Genomic DNA, 24,291 nt, shown 5'->3' on the forward strand with positions numbered 1-24,291 from the left:
ACGATGCTTTGACCTGCAATTACGTGACCCACACCGGGCGCGGCCCGAGAAAAACACCTCGCGATTGGCTTAGGGTGCTTCTCGTGTACCTGTCGACGGTGTCGCGACCGGTCTCCGCAAACGGGGGTCGCGTCCACAGTCGAGTGGCGGCAAACGTCTTCGCCCTCGGCGCCGTCAGCCTCGTCACCGACATCTCCTCGGAGATGGTGACCGCGATTCTGCCGGTGTATCTCGTAGTGGGACTACACCTTTCACCCGCCGCCTACGGCGTCCTCGATGGGCTATACACCGGAGCAACCGCGCTCCTGCGAATCGTCGGTGGCTTTATCGCAGACCGAACTCAGCACCGCAAGCTCGTCGCCGGGGTCGGTTACGCGACCTCCGCCCTGATGAAACCGGCGCTGCTGCTCGTCGGACCGTCGGCGGCGGGCATCGGAGCGGTGATCGCGTTCGACCGGGCTGGAAAAGGGCTTCGAAGCGCCCCTCGCGACGCGTTGATCACCCTGTCGTCGCCACCCGGCAGCCTCGGCCGCGCGTTCGGCGTGCACCGTGCGATGGACAGCGCCGGAGCCTTCCTGGGGCCCCTCGTCGCGCTCGGGGTTCTGGCGATGAGCGGCCAGTCCTTCGACGCTGTCTTCGTCGCCAGCTTCTGCATCGCGACCCTGGCCGTGGTCCTGCTCGGTCTCTACGTCCGGGACCAGCGCAATCCGCTCGCACCGAGCGGCACGGTGTCGCTGCGCTCGTTCCGCGAGCTCGTCGGCGACCCGGCAGTACGTCGGATCATTCTGGCGGCCAGCCTGCTGGGACTCGTCACCGTGGGCGACGGCTTCGTCTACCTCTTGCTGCAGAAGCGCGAAGACCTCAGCATCGCCTGGTTCCCACTTCTCGCGGTCGGCACGAACCTCGTCTATCTGCTGCTCGCCGCACCATTCGGGGCCTTGGCGGACCGGTTCGGCCGGGTGCGCATGATGCTGAGCGGTTACGTCGCGCTCGCCCTCGTCTATTTGATGCTCTTCGGGCCGGTGACGGGCTGGCCGATGCTCGTCGCCACGCTCTTCCTGCACGGGGTCTTCTACGCCGCGACCGACGGCGTCCTCATGGCCCTCGCCGGACCGGTGCTTCCGGAGGGGATGCGCACGACCGGCATCGCGATGATCCAGACCGCCCAGGCACTGTGTTACCTCGTGTCTTCGGTGGCGTTCGGCTTGGCATGGCAGCTGTGGGGCGCCGTCCACGCCTGCCAGGTCGCGGCCGCGGCGGTTGCGATCACCATCGGAATGTCGGCTGTTCTCCTTCGTCGACGGGTCTCCTGATGACTCGACGTCGGATTCGACCGGTCCTCGCGATAGCTGCCGCGGTGCTGCTCATCGGCATCGCGATCGGATACGCGATCTGGGTCCGTCCGACCGAATCGCGCGTCGCGCCCGGAGCTTCAATATCGCTGGCGCCCGACCAGCTGCTCGTGGTGACCCAGCGGCATCTCGCGACAGTGTCAGCTGCCGACCCGAACGGTCCACGCCAGGTGTCTGCGCTCTCGTGCAATCGGGTCTATGCCGCGGCCGGGACGGGTGTGTGCCTTCGTCAGGATTCGGCGTGGACCTACTCGCTCCACGTCCTCGACCGCGACCTCAAAGACACGACGTCGTTTCCCCTGCCGGGACTGCCCAACCGCGCGCGCGTCTCGACCTCCGGCCGGATGGTGTCGTGGACGACGTTCATCGCCGGAGAGTCGTACACGACGAGCAATTTCTCGACGCGGACCGGAATTCTGGACACGAAGTCGGGTGCCCAGGTGCAGAGCTTGGAAGCGTTCGACATCACGCTCGACGGCCAGCCCTATCGGGCGATCGACGTGAACTTCTGGGGCGTCACGTTCGCCGCGGACGACAACCGCTTCTACGCCACCATGTCGACGAATGGCGTGCGCTACCTCGTCGAGGGCGACTTCGCCGCAGGCACAGTGCACACGATCGCGACGAACGTCGAGTGCCCGTCGTTGTCCCCCGATGGAAAGCGCATCGCCTTCAAGCAGGCCCTCGACGGCGACCCGGCCGCTGGGTGGAGGCTGTCGGTGCTCGACCTCGCCACCCTGCGCGTCACGCACCTCGCGGAGACCCGCAGCATCGACGACCAAGCGGCGTGGCTCGACGACCGCACGATCGGCTACACCGTCCGCGACTCCAGCGGCAATCCCTCGGTCTGGTCCACCCCGGCGGACGGGTCGGGCCAGCCGAAACTGCTGGTCAACGACGCGGAGTCACCGGCGGCGTTGTAGACGGCTCAGATGTCGGCGACGAAGAACCGCAGCCCCCGGGAGGCCACCCGGAACACCAGCGGAAGCTGTTCACTCGAACTCGAATCCACGACTCGCGGGTTGCTGATCGTTCGGCGACGTCCGAGTTGTTCGACTTCAGCCACGCCGGTCGCCATTACGTTGCGCACCCAATTCACGCCCTCGCCGTGCGCGAGCGGCACGATGACCCGCCCGCCGTTGAAGATCATCGTGACCGGAGTGCGGAATTCACGTCCCGTCTTGCGGCCGCGGTGAATCACGATCCCCAGGCCCGGAACGAACCGCGCGAGCGGTCGCATCACGGTGTTGACCACTGGACTGTTGATCAGTCCGGTCACTGCCGCCGGAATCAGACGCTTCGGGGGCATGCGGTCACCGTCCGATCGGAACAGGCTCGAGGATCTGGCGCCGCGACTCCGGAGCCGATGACCGCAGCGCGTCCGCAGATTCATCATCGGGCTTCGCCTGGGACTTGATCTCGGCCTTCACCCGCGCGTAGTACAGGTCGACTTCGCGTTCGATGTCTTCGGCGTCCCAGCCGAGAACCGGAGCGACCAGCTGAGCGACCTGTTCGGCACAGTTGCTGCCGCGGTGCGCGTACTCGATCGCGATGCGCGTGCGTCGCGCGAGGACGTCCTCGAGGTGCAGCGCGCCTTCCGCGAGCGCCGCGTAGACGATCTCGACCTGCAGGTACGACGGCGCGTCGGTGAGCGGCTGCAGCAACTCCGGTTTGTCGACCGCCAGTTCGAGGACTTCATCGATCATCGAGCCGTAGCGCTCGAGCAGATGCTTGATCCGGTACGGGTGGAGGTTGTACAGCTCGGCGAGGTGCGGCACCTGGTTGACCAGCGCGAAGTAGCCTTCGGCACCGAGCAGCGGGACCTTTTCGGTGATCGAGTCGGCAACGCGAGCCGGAATGTCTTCGACGGCCGCATCGACGGCGTCCTGGGCCATCACCCGGTACGTCGTGTACTTGCCACCGGCGATGGCGACCAGCCCCGGCGCGACCCGAGCGACCGCGTGTTCACGCGACAGCTTCGACGTCATTTCGCTTTCTCCGGCGAGCAATGGGCGAAGTCCGGCGTAGACGCCGTCGATGTCCGTGTGCGTCAGCGGCGTCACCAGAACACGGTTGACGTGGTCGAGGATGTAGTCGATGTCCTTGCGGGTCGCGGCGGGATGCGCGAGGTCGAGATTCCAGTCCGTGTCGGTCGTGCCGATGATCCAGTGCGTCCCCCACGGGATGAGGAACAGCACCGACGTCGCGGTGCGCAGGATGATCGCGACCTCGCTGGGAATCCGGTCGCGGGGCACGACGATGTGCACGCCTTTGGACGCACGCACGCGGAACCGCCCGCGCTGCCGCGACAGCGCCTGAATCTCGTCGGTCCACACGCCCGTCGCGTTGATGACGACGTGTCCCCGAATCTCGGCGGTTCGGCCGTCTTCGGAGTCCCGGACCCGAACACCGCAGACGCGATCGTCCTCGCGCAGGAAGCCGACGACCTGCGTGGACGTCCGGACGATGGCGCCGTAGTACGCCGCCGTGCGGGCGACCGTCATGGTGTGGCGGGCATCGTCGACGACCGTGTCGAAGAATCGAATCGCGCCGACGAGCGCATCGCGGCGCAGTGCGGGCGCCAGACGCAAGGCGCCGCTGCGAGTCAGATGCTTGTGCCGCGGAACGGATTTCGCGCCACCCATGCGGTCGTACAGCTCCAGGCCGGCACCGACGTACGGTCGCTCCCAGCCGTAGTGGGTCAGCGGGAACAGGATCGGGAGGGGCTTCACGAGGTGCGGGGCGAGCGAATTCAGACTCAGCTCACGCTCTTTGAGCGCCTCGCGGACCAAGCCGAATTCGGCCATCTCGAGGTACCGCAGACCGCCGTGGAACATCTTCGACGATCGCGACGACGTGCCCGACGCGAGATCGCGCGCCTCGACCAATGCAACACGTAGGCCTCGGGTTGCGGCGTCGAGCGCGATACCACTGCCGACGACACCCCCACCGATGACGATCACGTCGAAGTTCTGCTTCTGCAGTTGCTCCCATGCCAGCTCGCGCTGCATCGGACCAAGTACTTGGGAGCCCGGCATCATGGGCATCGGTGCACCTCCCCCTCAGGTATCCCCAGGCTAGATGTTCCGGTGGGCTGATGTGTGGACGTCGGCACTAAGGTGGGGGCATGTCCGCAGGTGAAGGCGCGATCATCGAGAAGGTCAATCTGTCCCGGCCGTGGCAGACGATCGACCCTTTCCTCTTCTGTGTGCATCACGACGACGACTATCCCGAGGGCGACGAAGAACTCGGCCCCTGCGCACCGCTCGTCGGTCGCAATATCGGCCAGGATTTCTCCGCCAAAGACGGCTGGTCGATGTACCACGGTTCGCAGGTCCCGGGATTTCCCCAGCACCCGCACCGCGGATTCGAGACCGTGACGTTCGCCCGCACCGGCTTCATCGACCACGCTGACTCCCTCGGCGGCGCCGCCCGCTTCGGTCGAGGCGACGTCCAGTGGATGACTGCCGGATCTGGCATCACGCATGCCGAGATGCTTCCGCTGTTAAAGAAGGACGAGCACAACAAGATCGAGTTCTTCCAGATCTGGATCAACCTGCCCGCCTCGGACAAGATGGTGCCCGCGCATTACTCGATGCTGTGGGACCACGAGATCCCCAAGCACACGCTTCTGGACCCGTGGGGCAAGCCCGTCGAGGTCACGGTGGTCGCTGGCGAATACTCGCCTGGGCACCCCGCACCCCCGCCGCCACCGCATTCGTGGGCCGCGCGCAAGACCTCGGACGTCGCGATCTGGCACGCGCAACTCGCCGAAGGCGCCTCGTGGGAGCTGCCCACCGCCAAGTACGCCGACACCTTGCGGACCCTGTATGTGTTCAACGGCGGATCGGTCATCATCGACGGCGAGGAAGTCGCAGCCGACCAGGGTGCCGTGATCCGCGCGGACATTCCGGTGACGGTGGACGACGCCGGATCGGGCACCGAGATCCTCATCCTGCAGGGCCGCCCGATCGGTGAGCCGGTCGTCCAGTACGGGCCGTTCGTCATGAACACCAAGGCGGAAATCCAGAAGGCCTACAGCGACTACCAGAACGATGGCTTCGGCGGCTGGCCGTGGCCGGCCGACGACCCGAACCACGGCGCCGACCTTCGGCGCTTCGCAATTCACCCCGATGGAAAGACCGAAGAGTTTCCCGTCGGCTGAGCCCTCCCCGTGCAGAATGCAACCGTGCACAAAAAGTCAGACGAGCCGAAATTCGTTGCCGCGATTGACCAGGGCACCACGTCTACCCGCTGCATGATCTTCGACCAATCCGGACGAGTCCTGGGCTCGGCCCAGCGCGAGCATGAGCAGATCTTCCCGCGTGCCGGTTGGGTCGAGCACAATCCGGACGAGATTCGGGCGAACACCGATGCGGTGATCGCCCGCGTCCTCGACATCACGGGTCTGACCAGCGCCGACATCGCCGCGGTCGGCATCACGAACCAGCGCGAAACCGCTGTCGTCTGGGACCGCTCGACCGGTGAGCCGATCTACAACGCGATCGTCTGGCAGGACACCCGCACCGACAAGATCTGCACAAAGATCGCCGGCGACGACGGCCCGGGCCGATTCCAGGCGAAAACGGGCCTCCCGCTGTCGACGTACTTCGCCGGACCCAAGGCGCGCTGGATTCTCGAGAACGTCGATACCGCAGGGAAAGACCTCTGTTTCGGCACGATCGACACGTGGGTCCTGTGGCACCTCACCGGCGGCGCGGTGCACGCCACCGACGTGACGAACGCATCGCGCACGCTCCTCATGGATCTCAAGACGCTGCAATGGGATTCGGAGCTCTGTGAGGCCATCGGCGTCCCCGAGTCGATGCTCCCGGAGATCCGAAGCTCGTCCGGCGAATTCGGCGTCGTCGCCGAGGGCCCGCTCCAGGGTGTGCCGATCACCGGAATCCTCGGTGACCAGCAGGCGGCGACGTTCGGCCAGGCATGCCTGAGCCCGGGCGAAGCGAAGAACACGTACGGCACCGGTAACTTCATGCTGCTCAACACCGGCACGACGCCCGTCGCCAGCGCGAATGGCCTGCTCACGACGGTCTGCTACCAGATCGGCGATCAACCCGCGGTCTATGCGCTCGAGGGTTCGATCGCGGTGACCGGCTCACTGGTGCAGTGGCTTCGCGACAACCTCGGCATCATCAAGACCGCCGCCGAGATCGAGCCGCTCGCGCTGTCCGTCCCGGACAACGGGGGCGCGTATTTCGTGCCGGCATTCTCCGGCCTGTTCGCACCCCGCTGGCGCCCCGACGCACGCGGCGTTTTCGCTGGTCTGACGCGCTTCATCAACAAGGGACACCTCTGCCGAGCGGTGCTCGAAGCGACCGCATTCCAGACCCGCGAGGTTCTCGAAGCGATGCGGCAGGATTCCGGCGTCGAACTCAAAGCGTTGAAGGTCGATGGCGGAATGGTCGTCAACGAGACCCTCATGCAGTTCCAAGCTGACGTCCTCGACGTGCCCGTGATCCGGCCGGTCGTCAACGAGACGACCGCGCTCGGCGCGGCTTATGCGGCTGGGCTGGCGGTCGGCTTCTGGTCGGGCGAGGATGACATCCGAACCAACTGGGCCGAGGACAAGCGCTGGGAGCCGAACATGCCCGCCGCCGAGCGCGATCGTCTGTATGCCGAGTGGAACAAGGCCGTCGAACGCACCTACGACTGGAACTGATGATGACTGACACGAACCCGCCCATCACCTTCGACGCCGACGTTTCCGACGATGCCGCGGTCGCCATGCAGGTCGACATTCTCGATATCCAAGCCGGCGTCGTGGGCGTGACCCGCCTTCGCGAGTGGGGGCACGCGGCCCTCGCCGTTCAGCCGGGCGAGAAGGTGCTCGACGTCGGATCCGGCACCGGTTCAGAAGTGCGTGCGATGGCAGAACTGACCGGGCCGACCGGCGAAGCGGTCGGCGTCGAGCCCAATCCCAAGCTTCGGGCGGTCGCCGATCAGCGCACCACGACCACACGCGAGTGGACTCGCTACGTCGCGGGCAATGCCTATGAACTGCCGTTCGAGGACGGGACGTTCGACGCCGTTCGGTGCGAGCGGGTTCTGCAGCACCTCGATCAGCCACAGCGGGCAATCGATGAAATGGCGCGCGTGCTCAAGCCCGGCGGTCGCCTCACGCTCCTCGACAGCGACTGGGCCACCGCGATCGTGCATCCAGGTGATCCCGAGGTCGCCCGGCTGTGCATGGAAGCGATGCTGACCGCGACCCCGAACCCGCACTCCGGACGGCGTCTCTCCGGTCAAGTCGTCCTGGCCGGACTCACGGTCGCCGACATGGGCTCGGAGGCTCTGATCTGGCCTGCGGACATCGTCACCGGCATGCTGCTGCCGATGTTCGTGTCCACCGCACAGCAAGCCGGTTTCATCACGACCGAACAGGCCGCGCGGTTCGCGACCGAACTCCAAGCTGCCGCGCATTCGGGTGAGCTGCACATGTCGGTGACAATGTTCTGCGCGCTCGGCCGCAAGCCGGACTGATCGGAAACGATTCGGTGCTCTCCTGGCCACTTCAGGTCAGTATTTCGATAGGAACGGCGGTGGAGCACCGAACCGTCGATCACCAGCCCTCGAACATGAGGGGTGGATTGCGCTCGGGCTGCACCGAGTACGTCCGCTTGACGCTGAGTCGCTGGTTGTCGCTAAGAGTGGTGGCAGATGAGGGCCTCGCCCCCGCGGGAATACCCCGGAGAGCGATTCGGTTCAATAGGTTGACATACCAACCTTCCTAGGAGTCGTGACATGCAGTTCGGAATCTTCTCGGTCAGCGACGTCACCGTCGACCCCACGACAGGTAAGGCACCGTCCGAGGGCGAGCGCATCCAGAACATGGTCGCCATGGCACTCAAGGCCGAGGAAGTCGGTCTCGATGTCTTCGCCACCGGCGAGCACCACAACCCGCCGTTCGTCGCATCATCGCCGACGACCATGCTCGGCTGGGTCGCCGCGAAGACCGAGAAGCTGCTGCTCTCGACCGCGACGACACTCATCACCACCAACGACCCAGTCAAGATCGCGGAAGACTTCGCGATGCTTCAGCATCTGTCGGGCGGTCGCGTCGACCTCATGATGGGTCGAGGCAACACCGGACCGGTCTACCCGTGGTTCGGCAAGGACATCCGCGACGGCATCCCGTTGGCCATCGAGAACTACCACTTGCTGCGCAAACTATGGCGCGAAGAGGTCGTCAACTGGCAGGGCAAGTACCGCACGCCGTTGCAGGGCTACACCTCAACGCCGGCACCCCTCGACGGCACTCCGCCGTTCGTGTGGCACGGCTCGATCCGCTCTCCCGAGATCGCCGAGCAGGCCGCCTTCTACGGTGACGGCTTCTTCCACAACAACATCTTCTGGAACAGGGAGCACACCGAGCAGATGGTGAATCTGTACCGGCGCCGCTTCGAGCACTACGGCCACGGTGCCGCCGACCAGGCGGTCGTCGGCCTCGGCGGACAGGTCTTCATGGCGGAAACCGAAGCGGAGGCCAAGAAGGTCTTCCGTCCGTACTTCGACAACGCGCCCGTCTACGGACACGGACCGTCGCTCGAGGAGTTCACGGACATGACGCCGCTGACTGTCGGCACACCGGAGCAGGTCATCGAGAAGACGCTGTCGTTCGCCGACTACGCCGGCGACTACCAGCGCCAACTGTTCCTCGTCGACCACGCGGGACTGCCGATCGACAAGGTGCTCGAGCAGATCGAGATTCTGGGAACGCAGGTTGTTCCGGTGCTCCGCAAGGAGTTCGAGGCACGGCGTCCGGCCCACGTCCCGAGCGACCCGCCGACCCACCAGACGCTCATCGGCAATGCTGCACACAAGCTCGTGCAGCCGGCCACCGGGAAGGTGACCGCATGACCCGCAAAGTCGTCGTCATCACCGCCGGTCTGTCGGTTCCGTCGTCGACCCGACTCCTCGCCGATCAACTCGGCGGGGCGGTCGAGGCCGCCGTCTCAGGCCGCGGCGAAGACGTCAAATACGACGTCATCGAACTTCGCGAGCTGGCGACCGAGCTTGCCCAGGCCATGGTCACCGGCGGTATCCCGACGCCCGCAATCAGCGCGGCAAAGGAAGCCGTCGCCCAGGCGGACGGCATCATCGCGGTGACTCCGGTGTTCGCGGCGAGCTACAGCGGGCTGTTCAAGATGTTCATCGACATCCTGGACCCGGATTCGCTCAACGGCATCCCCGTCCTGATCGCCGCCACCGCCGGAACCGCACGGCACTCGCTGGTCCTGGACTTCGCGATGCGCCCGTTGTTCACCTACCTGCGTGCGAACGTCATTCCGACCGGCGTCTTCGCGGCAACCGAGGACTTCGGATCGACCGGTCTGACCGACCGAATCAACCGCGCTGCGGGTGAGTTCGCATCCGCACTGGTCACTACGTCGGTCGCGGGCTTTACACCCGCGCAGGATCGCAGGTCTGGAAACGACGTCGGAGACGTGACTCCGTTCGAGCAATTACTGGCGGGACTCGACGGAACGGGCTAATGGCCGAATCTGTTTTTCAGCGCTTCGGCCATCCGGCCGAGTCGCCGCAGTTCGGTCGATTGCCGATCGGACTGCGAGCGAAGCCAATGGGCATGCTGAACCGACGACGTATTCCGGATCGATGACTCGATTTTTCCGATGAAGGCGTGGACTCGATCCATCTCAATGGACAGGAGATGCCGCAGTTCTCGGGCTTCGTGGGCATCCACCGGATCGCCGTCGAAGCTCTGGCTCATGTCGCCGACTCTGCCTTACTTGGCTCTTCGTCTGAATTGTCGAGAGCCTCGCCACGAAGGCACGCATGGCAGGTCATGCCGGTAATCCGATAGGCAGGCTGGATGCGCCAGCATGTCATGCACCGACTGTGTGTGGGTCCTGGTTGGTTCGCCACGTCACGACCTCCCCTGTAACGAGGTATTTGAAAGCACGGGACATCGTCAGTGAATGACGATGTTTTCAGCCTGAGGGCCTCGCCGACCGGCTGCGACATCAAAGCTGACCTTCTGGCCAACCGCTAGTTCCTTGACCCCACCCGCGATACCCGAGTAGTGGGCGAAGATGTCAGACGATCCGTCGTCGGGCGCGATGAACCCGAAACCCTTGTCGACGTTGAACCATTTGACGGTACCGGCAGGCATATGCCTACTCCCTTGTTTGAGCCCGACCCCATCCCACAAGGCGCAGGACAGGATGGTCGCGGAGATGATTCCCTGTCCGGGCGGGCGACGGGATCGTAAACAACAGGAGTCCTCACCAAGACATCAGGCGAGGAAAACGTAGAGAAAAGTACCCGGGTACCAAGACTGCAACTAAGACCAGACTAGCAGGCCTGGTTCACACCAATCGGACCCGACGCGAATGGTTGTCGAAGTTCAGTCGAGATCGTCGTGCCGCATGAGCAGGCGCGCAGCCTCGACCACCGAGCCGCTGAGGGACGGGTAGACCGAGAATGTCTGCGCCAGGTCGGTCACCGTCAGGTTGTTCTGCACTGCCATGGCGATCGGGAGGATCAGTTCGGACGCCGTTGGCGCCACCACGACACCGCCGATGACGGTTCCGGTCGCCTGGCGGCAGAACACCTTGACGAAACCACGACGGATTCCGGACATCTTCGCTCGCGGATTCGTGTTGAGCGGCAACATCACCGAACGCGCGGCGACCTCGCCGTTGTCGATGGCCGCCTGCGAGACACCGACAGTCGCGAGCTCCGGACGCGTGAACACCGCAGAGGCGACGGTCTTGAGCTTGATGGGCTGCACTCCCTCACCGAGAGCGTGGTACATCGCGATACGACCCTGCATCGCGGCCACCGATGCCAGCGGCAGCAGGCCGGTACAGTCTCCGGCTGCGTAAATGCCGGAGACGGCTGTCCGCGAGACCCGGTCGACGCGGAGGAATCCGCCCTTGTCGAGTTCGATGCCGACGTGCTCCAGGCCGAGACTGCGCGTATTCGGGACCGAACCGACCGTCATGAGCGCGTGCGATCCCTCGACCGTGCGGCCGTCCGCAAGCTCGACGACGATGCCGTCATCTGTGCGCCGAACCTTGTCCGCACGGGCATGCTTGACGAGTTCGATGCCGCGCTCGGCGAACTCCTCCTCGAGCACGTGTGCGGCGTCCGCGTCTTCGTACGGCAGCACTCGGTCGCGGGAGGACACCAGCGTCACCTTGACACCCAATTCGGTATAGGCCGAAGCGAATTCGGCACCGGTGACACCCGAGCCGACGACGACGAGGTGCGTCGGCTGCACCGTCAGGTCGTACAGCTGACGCCAGTTCAGGATGCGCTCGCCGTCGGGTTCCGAGCCGGGAAGGACACGCGGCGAGGCGCCGGTCGAAATCAGCACGACATCGGCCGTGACGACCTCGTCCGTACCGTCATGCTTTTGCACGTACACCTTGTGCGCGGCCAAGCCGATCGCGGAATCGCAGAAGCTCCCGTACCCCGCGAGAATCCGGACGCCGACGGACTCGAGCCGACTCCGCACATCCGAGGACTGCGCCTGGGCGAGCTGCTTGACGCGGAGGTTGATGTTCGGCACCTCGGCCTTGGCCTGCGAGATGTCGAGGTCGATGCCCACGCTCTTCGCGCGACGAAGAATCGTGAGCATGTTCGTCGAGGCGATGAACGTCTTCGACGGGACGCAGTCCCACAGCACGCACGCGCCGCCGAGACCATCGGAGTCGACGACCGTCACCTGGGCGCCGTGCAGCGCGGCAACGAGAGCCGCTTCGTATCCAGCCGGGCCTCCACCGATGATGACGATCCGCGGCATGGGGCTCTCCTTCCGGGGAGCGAGCGGCGACTGCAAGAAGGTTCCGCACGCTGCGCTCTATCGAATTACGCTCCGTCCTAGTCTCCCGGTAACGGTGCGGATCCGGCAATCTGACTGGGATTCCTCACATTCGGACGTTCTGAGCGGGGCCTGAGGAGACGCGTGTGAGTTAGTCTGACCGACGTGCCGATGTATGCAGCCTATGGCTCGAACATGGACCCCGAGCAGATGCTCAAACGCTGCCCCCATTCACCGATGGCGGGCACGGGTTGGTTGCATGACTGGCGTTTGACATTCGCAGGCGGTGACATCGGCTGGGAAGGCGCCCTGGCGACCGTGGTGCCCGAGGAGGGCGCGAAGGTCTTCGTCGTGCTCTACGACGTCCCTACCGAGGATGAAGAACGCCTCGACCGCTGGGAAGGCTCCGAGCTCGGCATTCACCGAAAGCTTCGCCTCCGCATCGATACGTACGAAGGCCCGGTTCTCGCGTGGCTGTACGTCATCGACGGCTATGAGGTCGGGATGCCCTCCGCTCGCTACCTCGGTGTGATGGCGGACGCGGCCGAGAAGGCCGGGGCTCCGAACGACTACATCCACCGGTTGCGCACGCGACCGAGCCGGAACGTCGGTCCGGGCAGCCTCGAGTAGTCGAGTTATCGAGCGCTCTCCAGCACCAGGTTCACCAAAACCTTGACGCCGACCTCGAGAGCACGTTCGTCGATCTGAAGGTCGGCCTGGTGCAGGTCGAAACGGCGGCCTTCACCCTTCCAGACGCCCAGTCGACCCATGGCGCCCGGAGCTTCTTCGAGGTACCACGAGAAGTCTTCGCCGCCGCCCGACTGCAGCGTGTCGGCAAGTGCGTCGGGACCCAGCGCGCGAATCGCCTCTTCGAAGATCCGAACCGAGTGTTCGTCGTTCACGACTGGCGGCACGCCGCGGCGGTAGTCGAGCTTGTAATCGACGCCCGTGGGGGCGAGGAGTCCGGCGACGATGTCGCGTACGAGCGGCTCCATCCCAAGCCACGTCTCGTGATTTCCGGTGCGGACTGTTCCCACCAGACGGCCTGAGCGCGGGATCGCGTTGGCGGCCTGACCAGCGTTGATCGCTCCCCACACCATGACCGTGCTGGTCCGTGGGTCGACGCGACGGCTCAGCATGCCGGGGAGACCGGTGATGACGGTACCCATCGCGTAGATGAGGTCGGTCGTCAGATGGGGACGCGAGGTGTGCCCGCCCGGAGATTCGAAGTCGAGAACGACGGTATCTGCGGCGGAGGTGATCGGACCGACGCGGATTCCCACTCGCCCGACCTCGAGATGCGGGTCGCAGTGCAGCGCGAAGATGCGGCCGACCCCGTCCATGACACCCGCGGCGCAAGCGTCCAAAGCGCCGCCGGGCATGACTTCCTCAGCGGGCTGGAACAACAGGCGAACGCCGACTGGTAGATCTGCTGCGGCGAGCGCGAGCCCGGCCGCGAGAACCATCGCCGTGTGGGCGTCGTGCCCACACGCGTGCGAGATGCCCGGGATCGTGGAGGCGAACGGAAGGTTCGTGAACTCCTGCATCGGCAGGGCGTCCATGTCGCCGCGCAGGGCGACTCGTGGGCCGGTCGCGGGGCCGATGTCGCAGATGAGGCCCGTTCCGCCCGGCAGGATCTTGGGCGTGAGCCCGTGCGCTTCGAGCACTCCTGCCACGAACGCGGTCGTCTGAAACTCGGTGCGCGCAAGCTCCGGATGCGCATGGAGATGCCGCCGCCATGCGATCAGGTCGCCGGTGTGCTGGGCCAGCCAGGACTCAGCGATGTCGGACACCCACACCCCTCCAGATCACTCCAACGTGACATGTCTCGGCTTGCAACGATATCCCGCCACGATGAGCGCGTCTGAGACATCCCGCCGGATTGGGCGCGCTCTAAAGTGACCATATGCAGATGCCCGACCTCATCGCGGCCGAAATCGCTCGACGCATGGGAGTTCCGCGTCATGACGTGGCAATCGTGCTCGGATCGGGCTGGCGGAGCGCGGTCGAGGTGTTCGGTCCCGGCTGGCGGACGATGCCAGTCAACGACGTCCCCGGCTTGATCCCACCATCGGCGGCCGGGCATGGCGGCGAGATCCGTTCGGTGCGCGTCGGCGAGCAGAACGTGCTCATCTTTCTCGGTCGCGTCCACCAGTACGAAGGCCACACTCCAGAACAGGTTGCGCTGCCCGTTCAGGCCGCCTGCGCGGCCGGCGCGAAGACCGTGATCCTCACCAACGCCGCCGGTGGCATTCGGCCCGGGATGGCCGTCGGAGACTGCGTGCTCATCAGCGACCACATCAACCTGCTGGGCGGTTCTCCCCTGGTTGGCCCGCAGTTCATCGACCTCACCGAGGCCTACTCGAAGCACCTGCGCGAACTCGCCCACGCGATCGACCCATCGCTCACCGAAGGTGTCTACGCAGGCATGCGCGGACCGCAATACGAGACGCCCGCGGAAATCCGCATGCTGCAGACCATCGGCGCGGACCTCGTCGGAATGTCGACGGTGTACGAGACGATCGCCGCACGCGCGGCGGGTGCCGAAGTGCTCGGCATCTCCCTCGTCACGAACCTCGCGGCCGGACTCGGCGAGAGCGGCCTCGACCACGCCGATGTTCTCGCCGCCGGTCGCGGCAACGCCGACAGCCTCGGCGAGCTGCTGCACTCGATCGTGAGTGCACTGTGAGTGGGCCGGGTGACGGCTGGACTGAGGAGTCGAGGGCTGCGAGGAACGAGCGGCCTGAGCAACGAGGGAAGGCGGCGCCCTTAGGGCCCGCGAACCGCCTGAGCGAGCGAAGGCAGAAGACACTGTGACTAACTTGCGGTTCGGCACGGCCGGCATCCGCGGACCCATGCAGGCTGGTCCGGACGGGATGAACATCGACGTCGTCATCACGACGACTGCGGCGATCTGTGCCTGGCTTCGCGACCGCTGTCTCGGCGGCGGAACCGTCGTCGTCGGGTTCGATGCCCGACATCAGTCGCGCGAGTTCGCCACCGCCGCGGCAGAGGTGTTCGCGGGCGCCGGATTCAAGGTGGTGGCGTTACCGCGCCCCCTCCCCACTCCCGTGACCGCCTTCGCCGTGAAGAAGCTCGACGCGGTCGCCGGTGTGCAGATCACCGCATCGCACAACCCCAAGGGAGACAACGGCTACAAGGTCTACGTCAGCGGCGGCACCCAACTCAACGTGCCCGCGGACCGCGAGATCGAGCAGTTGATGGGTCAGGAGGGGCCGGTCGATTCGGTGCCTCGCACGCCGGTCACGCACGCCGATGACAGCCTCTTCAACGACTACCTCGAACGGGTCTCGAGCCTCGCCCGCGGCGAGCACCGCGACTTGCGAATCGCGGTCACGGCGCTGCACGGGGTGGGCGGCGGACCGCTGGTCCGCGCCTTGACCAAAGCCGGGTTCCATGACGTGAGAGCGGTTGTCGCACAGCAGGAACCGAACCCGGACTTCCCCACGGTCGACTTCCCGAATCCGGAGGAGTACGGCACGTCGGACAAGCTCATCTCGCTCGCCAAGGAGATGCAGGCCGATCTCGCCATCGCCCTCGATCCCGACGCCGACCGCTGCGCCGCCGCCATTCCCGCACCGGGAGGCTGGCGAAAGCTGACCGGCGATGAGGTCGGCGCCCTTCTCGGCGACTTCATCCTCGAGACAGCTGCGCCGGATTCACTCGTGGCTACATCGGTGGTCTCGTCACGCCTGCTCGGCAAGATCGCCGCCGCCCGCGGCGCGCGATACGCCGAGACGCTGACCGGATTCAAGTGGCTGGCCCGAACCGGCCCGGGGCTCGTCTTCGCGTATGAAGAGGCGATCGGCTATTGCGTCGACCCGGCCGCTGTCCGGGACAAGGACGGCATCTCGGCAGCGGTCGTGCTCGCCTGTCTGGCGGCTCGAACGAAAGCCGAACACCGCGGGCTCGCCGATCGCCTCGCTGACCTCGATGCCGAATTCGGAATCCATCGGACTGACCAGGTCTCGCGATGGACCGAATCGGCAGCCGAGGCGATGACCAAGCTGCGGACGAATCCCCCGACGGAACTCTGCGGCGAACCGGTGATGCTCACGGATCTGTCGGCGGTGCGCGGACCCCTGCGCACGGATGCACTCGTGTTCGAGGGCGAGACAGTTCGCGTCGTGGTCCGGCCATCCGGCACTGAACCCAAGCTCAAGTGCTATCTGGAGGCGACGGGACCGGATGCCGCGATGAACCTCAAGCAGCTCGGCGATTACTGCGCGTCGATCTAACGCGGCCCGAACTGCCGATCGCCCGCGTCGCCGAGCCCCGGGACGATGTATGCGTTCTCGTTGAGATGCGAGTCGACCGCTGCGGTCACCAAGGTCAGCGGATGCTCGGAGGCATCGAGCGCGTCGATTCCCTCCGGCGACGACACCGCGCACAGTGCGGTGATGTCCCGTGCCCCGCGCTTGACGAGCAGTTCGATGACGTGCAGCAACGAGCCGCCGGTCGCGAGCATCGGGTCGAGAACGAACACCGGAACGTCGGACAGGTCGGCCGGCAGCGAGACCATGTAGACGTGGGCCTCATGCGTTTCCTCGTCCCGCGCGAGACCCACAAACCCGACGTGCGCTTCGGGAATCAGCGCACTGGCCTGGTCGACCATCCCCAACCCCGCACGCAGCACGGGGACGAGCAACGGCGGATTCGCGACTCTGGTTCCAACGGCCGGGCCGACCGGCGTCCGCATTTCGAAGCGCTCGGTTGCCAGGTCGCGAGTCGCTTCGAAAACGAGCATCCGGGTCAGTTCGGCAAGGGCCCCCCGGAATGCGGCATTCCCAGTACGTTCGTCGCGCATCGTGGTGAGAAGGGCGGCCGCCAACGGGTGATCGAGAACCAGGGTTCGCATAGCTGAAATGCTAGTGTGCCCGCAGTCACTGGCGATCCCAGAAGGAAGGCAGGACATCCATGTCAGACCACAAGTCGGGCCTTATTTCGCATATTCCTTACGCCGTCGCGGCGCGCAATCTGCTGCGCGACTCGGTGCTCGGTGCGGTTCACGAGCTGAGCCGTTCCAACGGCTGGGCCGCAACGACCATCGCCGCGATCGCCGTGCAGTCCGGAGTCAGCCGCCAGACGATCTACAAGGAATTCGGCACCCGCCAGTCCTTGGCCGAGGCGTACATCGTGCATCGCGTCGATTGGCAACTCGACCGGATGCAGAAGGTCTTCGACACCACCGAGGGTGACCTCGAAGCCCGCATCCGCGCTGCCCTCGCCACCATCTTCGACTTCATCGACGAACCGCTCATCCACATGACGCTGGAAGGCGGCCGAATCGGCTCGGAAGACCTGGTCAGCCTCCTGAAAGAGACGAACGCGCTCGCGACTCGGAGAGTCGGAGCGATCGTCAAGACCCTCGTGCCCGACCTGTCCGACGCCGAAACCATCATCGCCGCCGACACCCTGGTGCGGGTCGCTGTCACGCACGCCATCGCCCCGATTCTGAGCCGCGAGGAAGCCATTCATCGCATGGTGTGGGTTGCGATGCGGCTTCTTCCCGACCGCGTGTGATCAGCCGACTCGAAGCGTCACTTCCAGTGACCTCCGTGCTGACTGCACACGACGCCGCTGTTGTCGCACTTGTTGCAACTCAGGCGGCCGAAGATGCCCGACGCCCGTCCCCCGTTACAGGCCTGGCAGTCGTGCAGTGGGCGACCACATTTCTTACATTTCATGGCTACTCCTTTGGTGTGGATTGTCGAAGTTGGAGAGAACGTGAGCAACAGCCTCTGCGGACGGCGGGTTTGGGGTGAACGTCCGCTGCGTCAGGTAGTCCAGAAACTCTTGGCCTGGACTGAGGAGATGGTTTTCGACGTAATAAAGCAGCGTGTCGTCCCACGACCACTCGTTATCGCAGCGGGTTGACAGCCCGACCAAAGCCAGCACGGAAGAGTCCAGTACGTCGCGAACGCGCGCTGTCGTCGCGACAACGACCCGTCCAGCGCGCAGATAGTCCACGACCCGCCGTGCCGTGGCGGCGTCGATCCGCGGGTGATCCGTGGCAATACGCGGTAGGCCGTCCGGGCCGATAGTCCAGATGGATGCGTGCCTCATGTGCGTGAACTCCTCGGTTGGAAGGTCTGCCAGCTGCCACCGGACGGGTCCGGTCCGGTTCGTCCGTGAATGTCAGTGACCGGATCGGCGACAACGGGCGGCCGGCCGTCCGCGAAACTCCACACCGCTCGATCTGGCGCGGTGACGGGGACGCCGAGAATGTCGGCCAGGTCCTGGGCAAAACTTCCCGCACCGGTGTGGCAGGCGAACAACCGAATCGGCGAGCCATCCCAACCGGTCCCGCGAACCACCGTTGCGAACTCGGCCACCGTAAGGTCCGTCCAGTTGCCGTCCGAGTCGCACAACGACACCGAATCGGGCGTGCCGTGGATGTCCAGCACGTACTCACCGGGATACGCAGGCACGTCATTGCTAGCGGCTCGAAACCTGGGGTCCCAAGCGTAGAAGAACGCCGAGCCCACCGCCGTCGAGAATTCGGCGCCAATGAATTCCAACTGGGCATTACTCAGCGGGGTGACAACGCTGCCTGCGCTGCCACCGGTGGCACTCGCTGGCCCAGCTAGATTCGTCAGGTAGCGCCGGGCCGAGTCGGCTGACTCGGTCAGTCGTTCAGCAGCGTTGACACACGACCGCGCCGCTGCATCGAGAGCCGCAAGGGCGACGTCGAGCGACGGGTCGGCGGAAACCGACGCCGATTGCCAGATCAAGTCTCTCGTTCTGTCAATCGTGGAACCCCGGCGAACGAGTTCCACCGACACCGCCCGAGCGTCAGTCTCGATTCCGCTCAGTGCGCCAACGAGCTCGTCTAGAAGACTCACCGACTGCTAGATCGAGGAGGCATAGCGATGCGCCACCTGTGCGGCCTGTTGCAGCGCCACGATTGCCTGGTCCAACTGACGTTCGGCGGCCTGCAACGCCTGCACCATGTCCTTGTCGACGTTCTGCGCGCTTCCGCCGATTGTCGCGGTCACCTGGCCGACAGCTTGGCCGAACTTCGACTTGAAACCCGCGAGCCCCTGCGCGGTGGTCTTTGCGTCGTTTCCGACGGCGGCAATGTGCTGCTTGAGCTGGGTTAACTGTGACATCTTCTCTCCTTGTTTGGTCGAGCTCTCACAGCACGACAGCGGCCAGAACGGCCGTGACGATGAGCAAGACGATGATTGCGATCACGACGTACGCGACCGACGCCGACTGGTTTGCTTCCTGGGTTGTTGAGCGTGCGGGTTCAGCAGTCACAGCGGGCTCCGAAGTTCGAGCCTGAAGGCGTGCTTGGCGAGCCCGTAGTGCGTCCGCGGCGCGGTTCGCTGCTTCGCCGGCAGCGGCGTCGGCAGCAGCCCTTTCCCGATCCGCGATACGGGCGGATCGATTGATCTGCTGCGCGAGCGAACGAGCTCCTTCACATGCGGACGCGAACGCCGCCTGTGCGTCTCCCAGGCTCGACGGCGATGCGCCCGCCGGGCGTACGAGATTCGGGAGCCCAACCCCGAGCTCAGCCAAGGACGTCGCAACCTGCCGATATTCCTTGGCAGAGGCGTCGCGCAGTGCTTGATAGCGCGCCGACGTTCGCTCGCGCTCGCGAGCGAACTGCGCGGTCTCGCGAGTGGAGTCCTGGTCGGCAACGCTCAACTGCTGGCGAAACGCTTCCGGCAGGTCAAGCACAGCATCGATGGCAGCAAGATAGCGCTGGTAGGAGTCGGTCACGGCCGCCCCACCAGAGCATTCATCGCGTCCACATCGAGATCCTCGGTGGGGGCACACGGGACGATCGTGACGGGCTCGGGCAGTTGTGTCCGGTCGTACCACAGCGCGCGGTTGTCGCGAACCGTCCAGTTCACAAACGGACCAAGAAATCCCTGGACCGACGAGCGGTCGAGACGAAGGAACACCATCGCATCGACGTACCGGTCACCACCGATGCCGACGTGCGAACTGAACGTGGCAGCATTCGTCCACCACCCGATCACGTGAACGCCGCGTGCTGGACCGTGCCGCAGAATCGTCCGGAAGTGGTCAGCAGGAGAGCTGGCGAACATGTCGGCGGACTCCAGGTTGGCGCGGTCCAGACCAAAGCCGATGACAAATGTCGGGCGGTCGACAGTGCCGGCTGCGACGTCCGCAGCCAGCGACTCCAGGCATGTCACGATGTCGTGTGCCCGCTTGACGACCAGCTCGCAGCCCAGCTGGTTCATCAACCGGTACCAATTATCTTGGCCGCTTCGCAGACGCGTCCGCTCATCGAGCAGGTCCAGGCACAGCACTCGGACCGGGGCGTTTCCGCCGGTCACGGCCAGGGAAACGCCGGCGAGATGCAGAATCCCGATGGCATGATTGGCGTCGCTCTGATCATCGTCGGCCATCGCCGCATGCGGGTCCGAACCCGCACCCAGCAGTGCAACGTTGCGTCCTGCCTCGGGCGAAAGGACAACGGCGGCACGGTCGTCGTGGACGCCGATGGTTTGTCCCAGGAGCGCAACCGGGGCAAACCCGTCCCGCCGAGCAAGTGCGGCGAGGGCGAGCGTGTAATCGCGGAGCCGCATCACTCGTGCGCCATCGAAAACGATCGGGGCACGGTGGTGTGGCAGTCGCTGGCGCCACCAACCCTCCCGGATCTTCGCCAGCGTTCGGTCATTGGCGGAGGCCACGGTGACCTGACGGTTTCCACTCCTTGCGCCGTAGTCCTCGTTGAGGATCGCTTCGCCGCGGTAGCGCAGCTTCGCCGCGGCGTCGTTGTCGGGGGCGAGCGTCGCCATTGACTCGGACGGCGAGTTCTTGAGCGCAATTCGAATTGGGAACTGGGCGAACAGGCCGTTCTCGCGGGTCAAGAGGGCGGCAACGCCGGCAATCGTCTGCGACGCGAGGATCAGATGGATGCCGTAAGCCCGTCCCAACCGCGCTGTGCTCTCGAGCAATTCGGCAATTTTGCTGGTGAGCGCGTCGTCCGACGACTCAAACAACCGCTGGAACTCATCGATCACGACGACGATCCGCGGCATCACGGCGTGACCTACCTGCGCGCGATACCGAGCGATGTTGTCGCCATATGGCTTGAACAGTTTGGCGCGGCGGTTGCGCTCAGCGGCGAGTTCGCGAAGTGCCGCGAGCCCGAACTCCTGATCCGCCTCGAGCCCCAACACTCGGGCGTGTGGCAGGTACTCCGGCGAGTCCGGGGTTTCCGCGAGTGGATAGAACGACACGCCATCTTTGAAATCGAGCAGGTACAAGGACAGTTCGTCCGGGGAATACCGGTGCGCGAGGCTGTGGATGATCACCTTGAGCAAGTTCGACTTGCCCTGCCCGACGGCCCCGGCGACGAGAACGTTGTGGCGTTGGGTCCGCTCGTCACCGAGCGTGACGTCCACCAAGTTCGGCCCCAGTCGTCCGAGCGTGAACGTGACGCCGTCAGCGCTGTTGTGCGTCCAGGCACTTCCGGCGTCGACGATCTGGTCGAAATCGACGTTCGGCGCCGAAGCCGCCGCCATCTGTGCGGCGAGGGCCGCGGCCTCGGCAGAAACCACCTCGGCCGCACGTTCGTCGACCTCCACGAGCGTGTTCCGATGGGTGACCCAGCGGAGCGGACCGCTGCTGACCACGTTCGATACGACATCGAAATCCGCGATCATCTGTCTCTCCGTCGCCGATGGCGCCTCGGACGCGACGACGACCAGCACGATTCCCGCAGCGAGCCCGGCCCGTGCGACCGTGAGGAGACTCTGGTGCATTTCCTTCGTCACGCCACGCGGATAGTCGGCGAGTACGAAGAGTTGGTAGCGCTCGATCGGATGACCGGCCTCGCGGCAATAGTCGACCAGAGTCAGCGGGCGCCCCTGGATCAGCTGCGACACACGCTGGATCTGCTGAACAAGGCGGTCTCGGAGGGTGGTGAGACCCTCCGGCGTGGCGACCACAGAAAGCGACTCCCCGGCGACTTCCTGAATTGGCGAAAACGCCGCCAACCAACCGCGCAACAAGGGGTCGAACACCGAAACGTCGATCTGACCGGTTGCCGTCCCGCGAAGGGCGCCGAGGACGATCGCGTGCAGCACCGTACGCGCACGATCACCGGCGAGCGACACATGCGAATGCCCGAAGAAGGGGATCACCCAGGGAAGGCGCGGAACCTCGTTCAGGCCGAGCGAACGGCCGTCGATCGTCAACTGACCGATCTCGAGGTACTCGGCAACGTCCAGCGGATTCTGCCCCGCCGAAACGCTCTTGGCACACAGCCCCTGGATTTGACTGGCCTGTGCCGAAAGCTGGGCGGCGACACGTGTGCCGACGAGCGCGCGCGTCCGTTGGTGTAGCCGTTTCGTCGCGGCGACGCGTTCGTCGACGGCCTTGGTCTCCTCGGCCATCGATGACTCGATCGATCGGAGCAGTTTCGCGTACGCCCCGATCACCGTGTCCCGTGCGGTGACGAGGTCGGCGGTGTGCTCAGAACTCGGACGCGTCATGCGCGGCAACCGCCAGCGTTATCTGAGCCGGCCGGAGGAGGCGACCGGCGACTGTATAGCCGTCTCGATGGACTGCCACGATCGCACCCGCTTCCGCTGCGGACCGCGCGGCAACGGTCCCCACGATCTCGTGCATGGCGGGGTCGAAGTTGCGGTCGACCGGAACCCGCGTCACTCCACGACGATGCAGAAGCTCGCCGATCTCGTCGGCAGCCGACTGTACGAGCTCGGGGCCCGAGAAGTGCTGCTCGACCGCGCCGGAGATCCGGTCGGTGATGAGCAGCAACTCCTTGAACAGCAGGTCGTGGTCACGTTGTTCGAGCAGCGCTTTGCTGGACTTCACCTCGTCCTGAAGTGCTGAATACAGACCCGCTCGTACCTTGTCCTCCATCAGCCTGCGGACGAACAGGTCGCGCAGCTGACGCGTCTCACTGACGAGTTCTTCGAGAGTGTCACTGGCTGCCCCGGCCGGCGTCGTCACCGCGCACCGACCTGAAGTCCGCTTCGAACGGTGGCCTTGGGGGCAATCTTGGAGTGCCGCTTCCACTCCGGCATTCGGTGGCGAACCACATAGATGGCGATGATTCCCGCGACCGTCAACATCGCCAGGAAGCCGAGTCCGCCGTCACCTCCGCCGAAGAGGATCAACATCGCGATCGTTGCGACGGCGAGGCCGCCGCCATAGCCCGCCATGTTGTCCGATCCATACCACCGGACCCGTTCGGCACCATCGACGATTCGACTGAGTTCGGCGAGGCCGGCCGCGAACTCGGGGTCCAGGTCGCGCGGCAGGTTGAGTGCCCGAATTCGCGCAAGCGTTGCCCTGCCCGACTCGATCTGGGCGACGTTGGTGATGATGCGTGAACCATCCGCGAGTCGGCTCAAGTGTCCCCACGTGCGGTTGAACAGGGCGATTGCCAGGCCCATGGTGAAGTAGTCGATGCCGGGATTCTCGGCGACCGCCCGCTCATAGATCGGAATCTGCAGTTCCGGATTGTCCGGATAGGTGTCCGCGATTCCAACTGCATAGAACGGGTTCGTCGGGTCGAGCTTCTGCGCTTTCTCGTACGCTTCGCGGGCGCGCAGGACGTTGCCGCCGTCGATGTAGATATCGCCCAGGATCGAGAGATAACGCGGGTCGTTCGGGTTGAGGCGGATCGCCTCACTGATCTCGAACTGAGCGTCGTTGACAAGGTCCTGTGCCATCGACGCCTGGGCTCGGATGTACCAGGCCTGCGGGTTGTCCGGCTGTTGGGTTGTCGCTTCCCGAGCCGCATAGGAGGCCTGCATCTCGTTGCCCGCACTGAGGTATTCCTCGGCGATCGCAAGCCAGTTGCGGTCGCCGGACGACGGCGGCGGAGGCGGCGCCGACTGGTGCGCCGCGAGCTGCTGATCGTAGGCCCGGCGCTGGTCGGCCGCGGACAGAACTCGCTCGGCCTCCGAGATGAGGTGGACCTGTTTCTCTGCCGTCTGGCGAATGTCCGGGTTCGGGTGATTCTGGCGCTTGGTCCATTCCTTGCGCTTGGCGCGCACTGCGTCCGCAATTGCTGCGGCGTCGGCGGATCGCGGGATGTCCAGCAGGGCGTAGTAGTCGACGAAGTCCATTGGGGGTCCTCACAGGCGATGGTCTGGA

General features: G+C 65.1%; 25 protein-coding genes. 11 read left to right on the forward strand and 14 right to left on the reverse strand.

From position 1 onward, the window contains the following. Positions 1-83: 83 nt before the first annotated feature. The gene (locus F600_RS0124795; protein ID WP_026306923.1) at positions 84-1,313 is read left to right on the forward strand and encodes an MFS transporter; all 1,230 of its coding nucleotides are present in this window, start codon (positions 84-86) and stop codon (positions 1,311-1,313) included. Continuing rightward, on the forward strand, positions 1,313-2,275 hold the full coding sequence (locus F600_RS0124800) for a TolB-like translocation protein (protein WP_018163369.1): 963 nt from the start codon (positions 1,313-1,315) through the stop codon (positions 2,273-2,275). The genes F600_RS0124795 and F600_RS0124800 overlap by 1 nt, the downstream gene beginning before the upstream one ends. A 5-nt stretch (positions 2,276-2,280) precedes the next feature. Here the strand turns inward: F600_RS0124800 and F600_RS0124805 are convergent, their stop codons facing one another. Both F600_RS0124805 and F600_RS0124810 read right to left on the reverse strand, forming a co-directional pair. Then, positions 2,281-2,661, reverse strand: a complete 381-nt coding sequence (locus F600_RS0124805) for a nitroreductase/quinone reductase family protein (RefSeq protein WP_018163370.1) — start codon at positions 2,659-2,661, stop codon at positions 2,281-2,283. Positions 2,662-2,665: 4 nt separating this feature from the next. Continuing rightward, complete coding sequence (locus F600_RS0124810) at positions 2,666-4,399, reverse strand: glycerol-3-phosphate dehydrogenase/oxidase (RefSeq protein ID WP_026306925.1); 1,734 nt, start codon at positions 4,397-4,399, stop codon at positions 2,666-2,668. Positions 4,400-4,479: 80 nt separating this feature from the next. Here F600_RS0124810 and F600_RS0124815 point away from each other — a divergent pair, with 80 nt between their 5' ends. The 5 genes from F600_RS0124815 to F600_RS0124835 all read left to right on the forward strand — a co-directional run bounded on the left by F600_RS0124815 (position 4,480) and on the right by F600_RS0124835 (position 9,865). After that, entirely contained in the window at positions 4,480-5,517 is a 1,038-nt protein-coding gene (locus tag F600_RS0124815) for a pirin family protein (protein WP_018163372.1), read from the forward strand. Positions 5,518-5,541: 24 nt separating this feature from the next. Then, on the forward strand, positions 5,542-7,032 hold the full coding sequence (glpK, locus tag F600_RS0124820) for a glycerol kinase GlpK (protein WP_026306926.1): 1,491 nt from the start codon (positions 5,542-5,544) through the stop codon (positions 7,030-7,032). Between the two features lie 2 nt (positions 7,033-7,034). Next, complete coding sequence (locus tag F600_RS0124825) at positions 7,035-7,853, forward strand: methyltransferase domain-containing protein (protein WP_026306927.1); 819 nt, start codon at positions 7,035-7,037, stop codon at positions 7,851-7,853. Positions 7,854-8,114: 261 nt separating this feature from the next. Then, entirely contained in the window at positions 8,115-9,230 is a 1,116-nt protein-coding gene (locus F600_RS0124830) for an LLM class flavin-dependent oxidoreductase (RefSeq protein ID WP_018163375.1), read from the forward strand. Further along, a complete protein-coding gene (locus tag F600_RS0124835; protein WP_018163376.1) occupies positions 9,227-9,865 on the forward strand; it encodes an FMN reductase in 639 nt (212 codons plus the stop codon). Before F600_RS0124830 ends, F600_RS0124835 begins: the two co-directional genes overlap by 4 nt. On the opposite strand, the gene F600_RS0124840 is transcribed toward F600_RS0124835, so the two are convergent. The 3 genes from F600_RS0124840 to F600_RS0124850 form a co-directional block, all read right to left on the reverse strand. Then, positions 9,862-10,101: a hypothetical protein gene (locus F600_RS0124840; protein ID WP_018163377.1), complete on the reverse strand. Its 240-nt coding sequence runs from the start codon at positions 10,099-10,101 to the stop codon at positions 9,862-9,864. The two genes, F600_RS0124835 and F600_RS0124840, sit on opposite strands and share 4 nt — an antisense overlap. Before the next feature lie 201 nt (positions 10,102-10,302). Then, positions 10,303-10,503, reverse strand: coding sequence for a cold-shock protein (locus F600_RS0124845; protein ID WP_018163378.1), 201 nt, complete (start codon positions 10,501-10,503; stop codon positions 10,303-10,305). Positions 10,504-10,737: 234 nt separating this feature from the next. After that, positions 10,738-12,141, reverse strand: a complete 1,404-nt coding sequence (locus F600_RS0124850; RefSeq protein WP_018163379.1) for an NAD(P)H-quinone dehydrogenase — start codon at positions 12,139-12,141, stop codon at positions 10,738-10,740. A 183-nt stretch (positions 12,142-12,324) separates the two neighbouring features. On the opposite strand from F600_RS0124850, the gene F600_RS0124855 reads away from it, so the two are divergent. Further along, positions 12,325-12,789: a gamma-glutamylcyclotransferase family protein gene (locus tag F600_RS0124855; protein WP_018163380.1), complete on the forward strand. Its 465-nt coding sequence runs from the start codon at positions 12,325-12,327 to the stop codon at positions 12,787-12,789. A 5-nt stretch (positions 12,790-12,794) separates the two neighbouring features. On the opposite strand, the gene F600_RS0124860 is transcribed toward F600_RS0124855, so the two are convergent. Beyond that, a complete protein-coding gene (locus F600_RS0124860; RefSeq protein ID WP_026306928.1) occupies positions 12,795-13,952 on the reverse strand; it encodes an amidohydrolase in 1,158 nt (385 codons plus the stop codon). 113 nt (positions 13,953-14,065) lie between these two features. On the opposite strand from F600_RS0124860, the gene F600_RS0124865 reads away from it, so the two are divergent. Next, entirely contained in the window at positions 14,066-14,848 is a 783-nt protein-coding gene (locus tag F600_RS0124865) for a purine-nucleoside phosphorylase (RefSeq protein ID WP_018163382.1), read from the forward strand. Positions 14,849-14,972: 124 nt separating this feature from the next. After that, positions 14,973-16,418, forward strand: a complete 1,446-nt coding sequence (locus F600_RS29775) for a phospho-sugar mutase (protein WP_081629021.1) — start codon at positions 14,973-14,975, stop codon at positions 16,416-16,418. On the opposite strand, the gene upp is transcribed toward F600_RS29775, so the two are convergent. Next, positions 16,415-17,038, reverse strand: a complete 624-nt coding sequence (upp, locus tag F600_RS0124875) for a uracil phosphoribosyltransferase (RefSeq protein ID WP_018163384.1) — start codon at positions 17,036-17,038, stop codon at positions 16,415-16,417. The two genes, F600_RS29775 and upp, sit on opposite strands and share 4 nt — an antisense overlap. A 59-nt stretch (positions 17,039-17,097) precedes the next feature. On the opposite strand from upp, the gene F600_RS30900 reads away from it, so the two are divergent. Then, on the forward strand, positions 17,098-17,703 hold the full coding sequence (locus F600_RS30900; protein ID WP_018163385.1) for a TetR family transcriptional regulator: 606 nt from the start codon (positions 17,098-17,100) through the stop codon (positions 17,701-17,703). Positions 17,704-17,856: 153 nt separating this feature from the next. Here F600_RS30900 and F600_RS0124885 read toward each other — a convergent pair whose 3' ends face one another. The 7 genes from F600_RS0124885 to F600_RS0124915 are packed head-to-tail and all read right to left on the reverse strand — an operon-like array spanning position 17,857 to position 24,263. Then, positions 17,857-18,246 (reverse strand): hypothetical protein, encoded by a 390-nt coding sequence (locus F600_RS0124885; protein ID WP_018163386.1) that lies wholly within the window; start codon positions 18,244-18,246, stop codon positions 17,857-17,859. Further along, a complete protein-coding gene (locus F600_RS30905; RefSeq protein ID WP_018163387.1) occupies positions 18,243-19,025 on the reverse strand; it encodes a hypothetical protein in 783 nt (260 codons plus the stop codon). Before F600_RS30905 ends, F600_RS0124885 begins: the two co-directional genes overlap by 4 nt. A gap of 6 nt (positions 19,026-19,031) precedes the next feature. Beyond that, entirely contained in the window at positions 19,032-19,292 is a 261-nt protein-coding gene (locus tag F600_RS0124895; RefSeq protein ID WP_018163388.1) for a hypothetical protein, read from the reverse strand. Between the two features lie 25 nt (positions 19,293-19,317). After that, the gene (locus F600_RS0124900) at positions 19,318-19,908 is read right to left on the reverse strand and encodes a hypothetical protein (protein ID WP_018163389.1); all 591 of its coding nucleotides are present in this window, start codon (positions 19,906-19,908) and stop codon (positions 19,318-19,320) included. Continuing rightward, a complete protein-coding gene (locus tag F600_RS0124905) occupies positions 19,905-22,658 on the reverse strand; it encodes an FtsK/SpoIIIE domain-containing protein (protein WP_018163390.1) in 2,754 nt (917 codons plus the stop codon). The genes F600_RS0124900 and F600_RS0124905 overlap by 4 nt, the downstream gene beginning before the upstream one ends. Further along, entirely contained in the window at positions 22,639-23,139 is a 501-nt protein-coding gene (grpE, locus tag F600_RS30910) for a nucleotide exchange factor GrpE (protein ID WP_018163391.1), read from the reverse strand. The genes F600_RS0124905 and grpE overlap by 20 nt, the downstream gene beginning before the upstream one ends. Then, entirely contained in the window at positions 23,136-24,263 is a 1,128-nt protein-coding gene (locus F600_RS0124915) for a tetratricopeptide repeat protein (RefSeq protein WP_018163392.1), read from the reverse strand. The genes grpE and F600_RS0124915 overlap by 4 nt, the downstream gene beginning before the upstream one ends. Between the last annotated feature and the right edge of the window lie 28 nt (positions 24,264-24,291).

It is taken from the genome of Smaragdicoccus niigatensis DSM 44881 = NBRC 103563 (genome assembly GCF_000380645.1).
GTDB lineage: Bacteria > Actinomycetota > Actinomycetes > Mycobacteriales > Mycobacteriaceae > Smaragdicoccus > Smaragdicoccus niigatensis.

What these genes read in the sequence shown, in the direction of transcription:
- F600_RS0124800 (WP_018163369.1), top strand. Translation starts at nt 1,313, where the DNA reads ATGACTCGACGTCGGATTCGACCGGTCCTCGCGATAGCTGCCGCGGTG.
- F600_RS0124805 (WP_018163370.1), bottom strand. Translation starts at nt 2,661, where the DNA reads ATGCCCCCGAAGCGTCTGATTCCGGCGGCAGTGACCGGACTGATCAAC.
- F600_RS0124810 (WP_026306925.1), bottom strand. Translation starts at nt 4,399, where the DNA reads ATGCCCATGATGCCGGGCTCCCAAGTACTTGGTCCGATGCAGCGCGAG.
- F600_RS0124815 (WP_018163372.1), top strand. Translation starts at nt 4,480, where the DNA reads ATGTCCGCAGGTGAAGGCGCGATCATCGAGAAGGTCAATCTGTCCCGG.
- F600_RS0124825 (WP_026306927.1), top strand. Translation starts at nt 7,035, where the DNA reads ATGACTGACACGAACCCGCCCATCACCTTCGACGCCGACGTTTCCGAC.
- F600_RS0124830 (WP_018163375.1), top strand. Translation starts at nt 8,115, where the DNA reads ATGCAGTTCGGAATCTTCTCGGTCAGCGACGTCACCGTCGACCCCACG.
- F600_RS0124835 (WP_018163376.1), top strand. Translation starts at nt 9,227, where the DNA reads ATGACCCGCAAAGTCGTCGTCATCACCGCCGGTCTGTCGGTTCCGTCG.
- F600_RS0124840 (WP_018163377.1), bottom strand. Translation starts at nt 10,101, where the DNA reads ATGAGCCAGAGCTTCGACGGCGATCCGGTGGATGCCCACGAAGCCCGA.
- F600_RS0124845 (WP_018163378.1), bottom strand. Translation starts at nt 10,503, where the DNA reads ATGCCTGCCGGTACCGTCAAATGGTTCAACGTCGACAAGGGTTTCGGG.
- F600_RS0124850 (WP_018163379.1), bottom strand. Translation starts at nt 12,141, where the DNA reads ATGCCGCGGATCGTCATCATCGGTGGAGGCCCGGCTGGATACGAAGCG.
- F600_RS0124865 (WP_018163382.1), top strand. Translation starts at nt 14,066, where the DNA reads ATGCAGATGCCCGACCTCATCGCGGCCGAAATCGCTCGACGCATGGGA.
- upp (WP_018163384.1), bottom strand. Translation starts at nt 17,038, where the DNA reads ATGCGAACCCTGGTTCTCGATCACCCGTTGGCGGCCGCCCTTCTCACC.
- F600_RS30900 (WP_018163385.1), top strand. Translation starts at nt 17,098, where the DNA reads ATGTCAGACCACAAGTCGGGCCTTATTTCGCATATTCCTTACGCCGTC.
- F600_RS0124885 (WP_018163386.1), bottom strand. Translation starts at nt 18,246, where the DNA reads ATGAGGCACGCATCCATCTGGACTATCGGCCCGGACGGCCTACCGCGT.
- F600_RS0124895 (WP_018163388.1), bottom strand. Translation starts at nt 19,292, where the DNA reads ATGTCACAGTTAACCCAGCTCAAGCAGCACATTGCCGCCGTCGGAAAC.
- F600_RS0124905 (WP_018163390.1), bottom strand. Translation starts at nt 22,658, where the DNA reads ATGACGCGTCCGAGTTCTGAGCACACCGCCGACCTCGTCACCGCACGG.
- F600_RS0124915 (WP_018163392.1), bottom strand. Translation starts at nt 24,263, where the DNA reads ATGGACTTCGTCGACTACTACGCCCTGCTGGACATCCCGCGATCCGCC.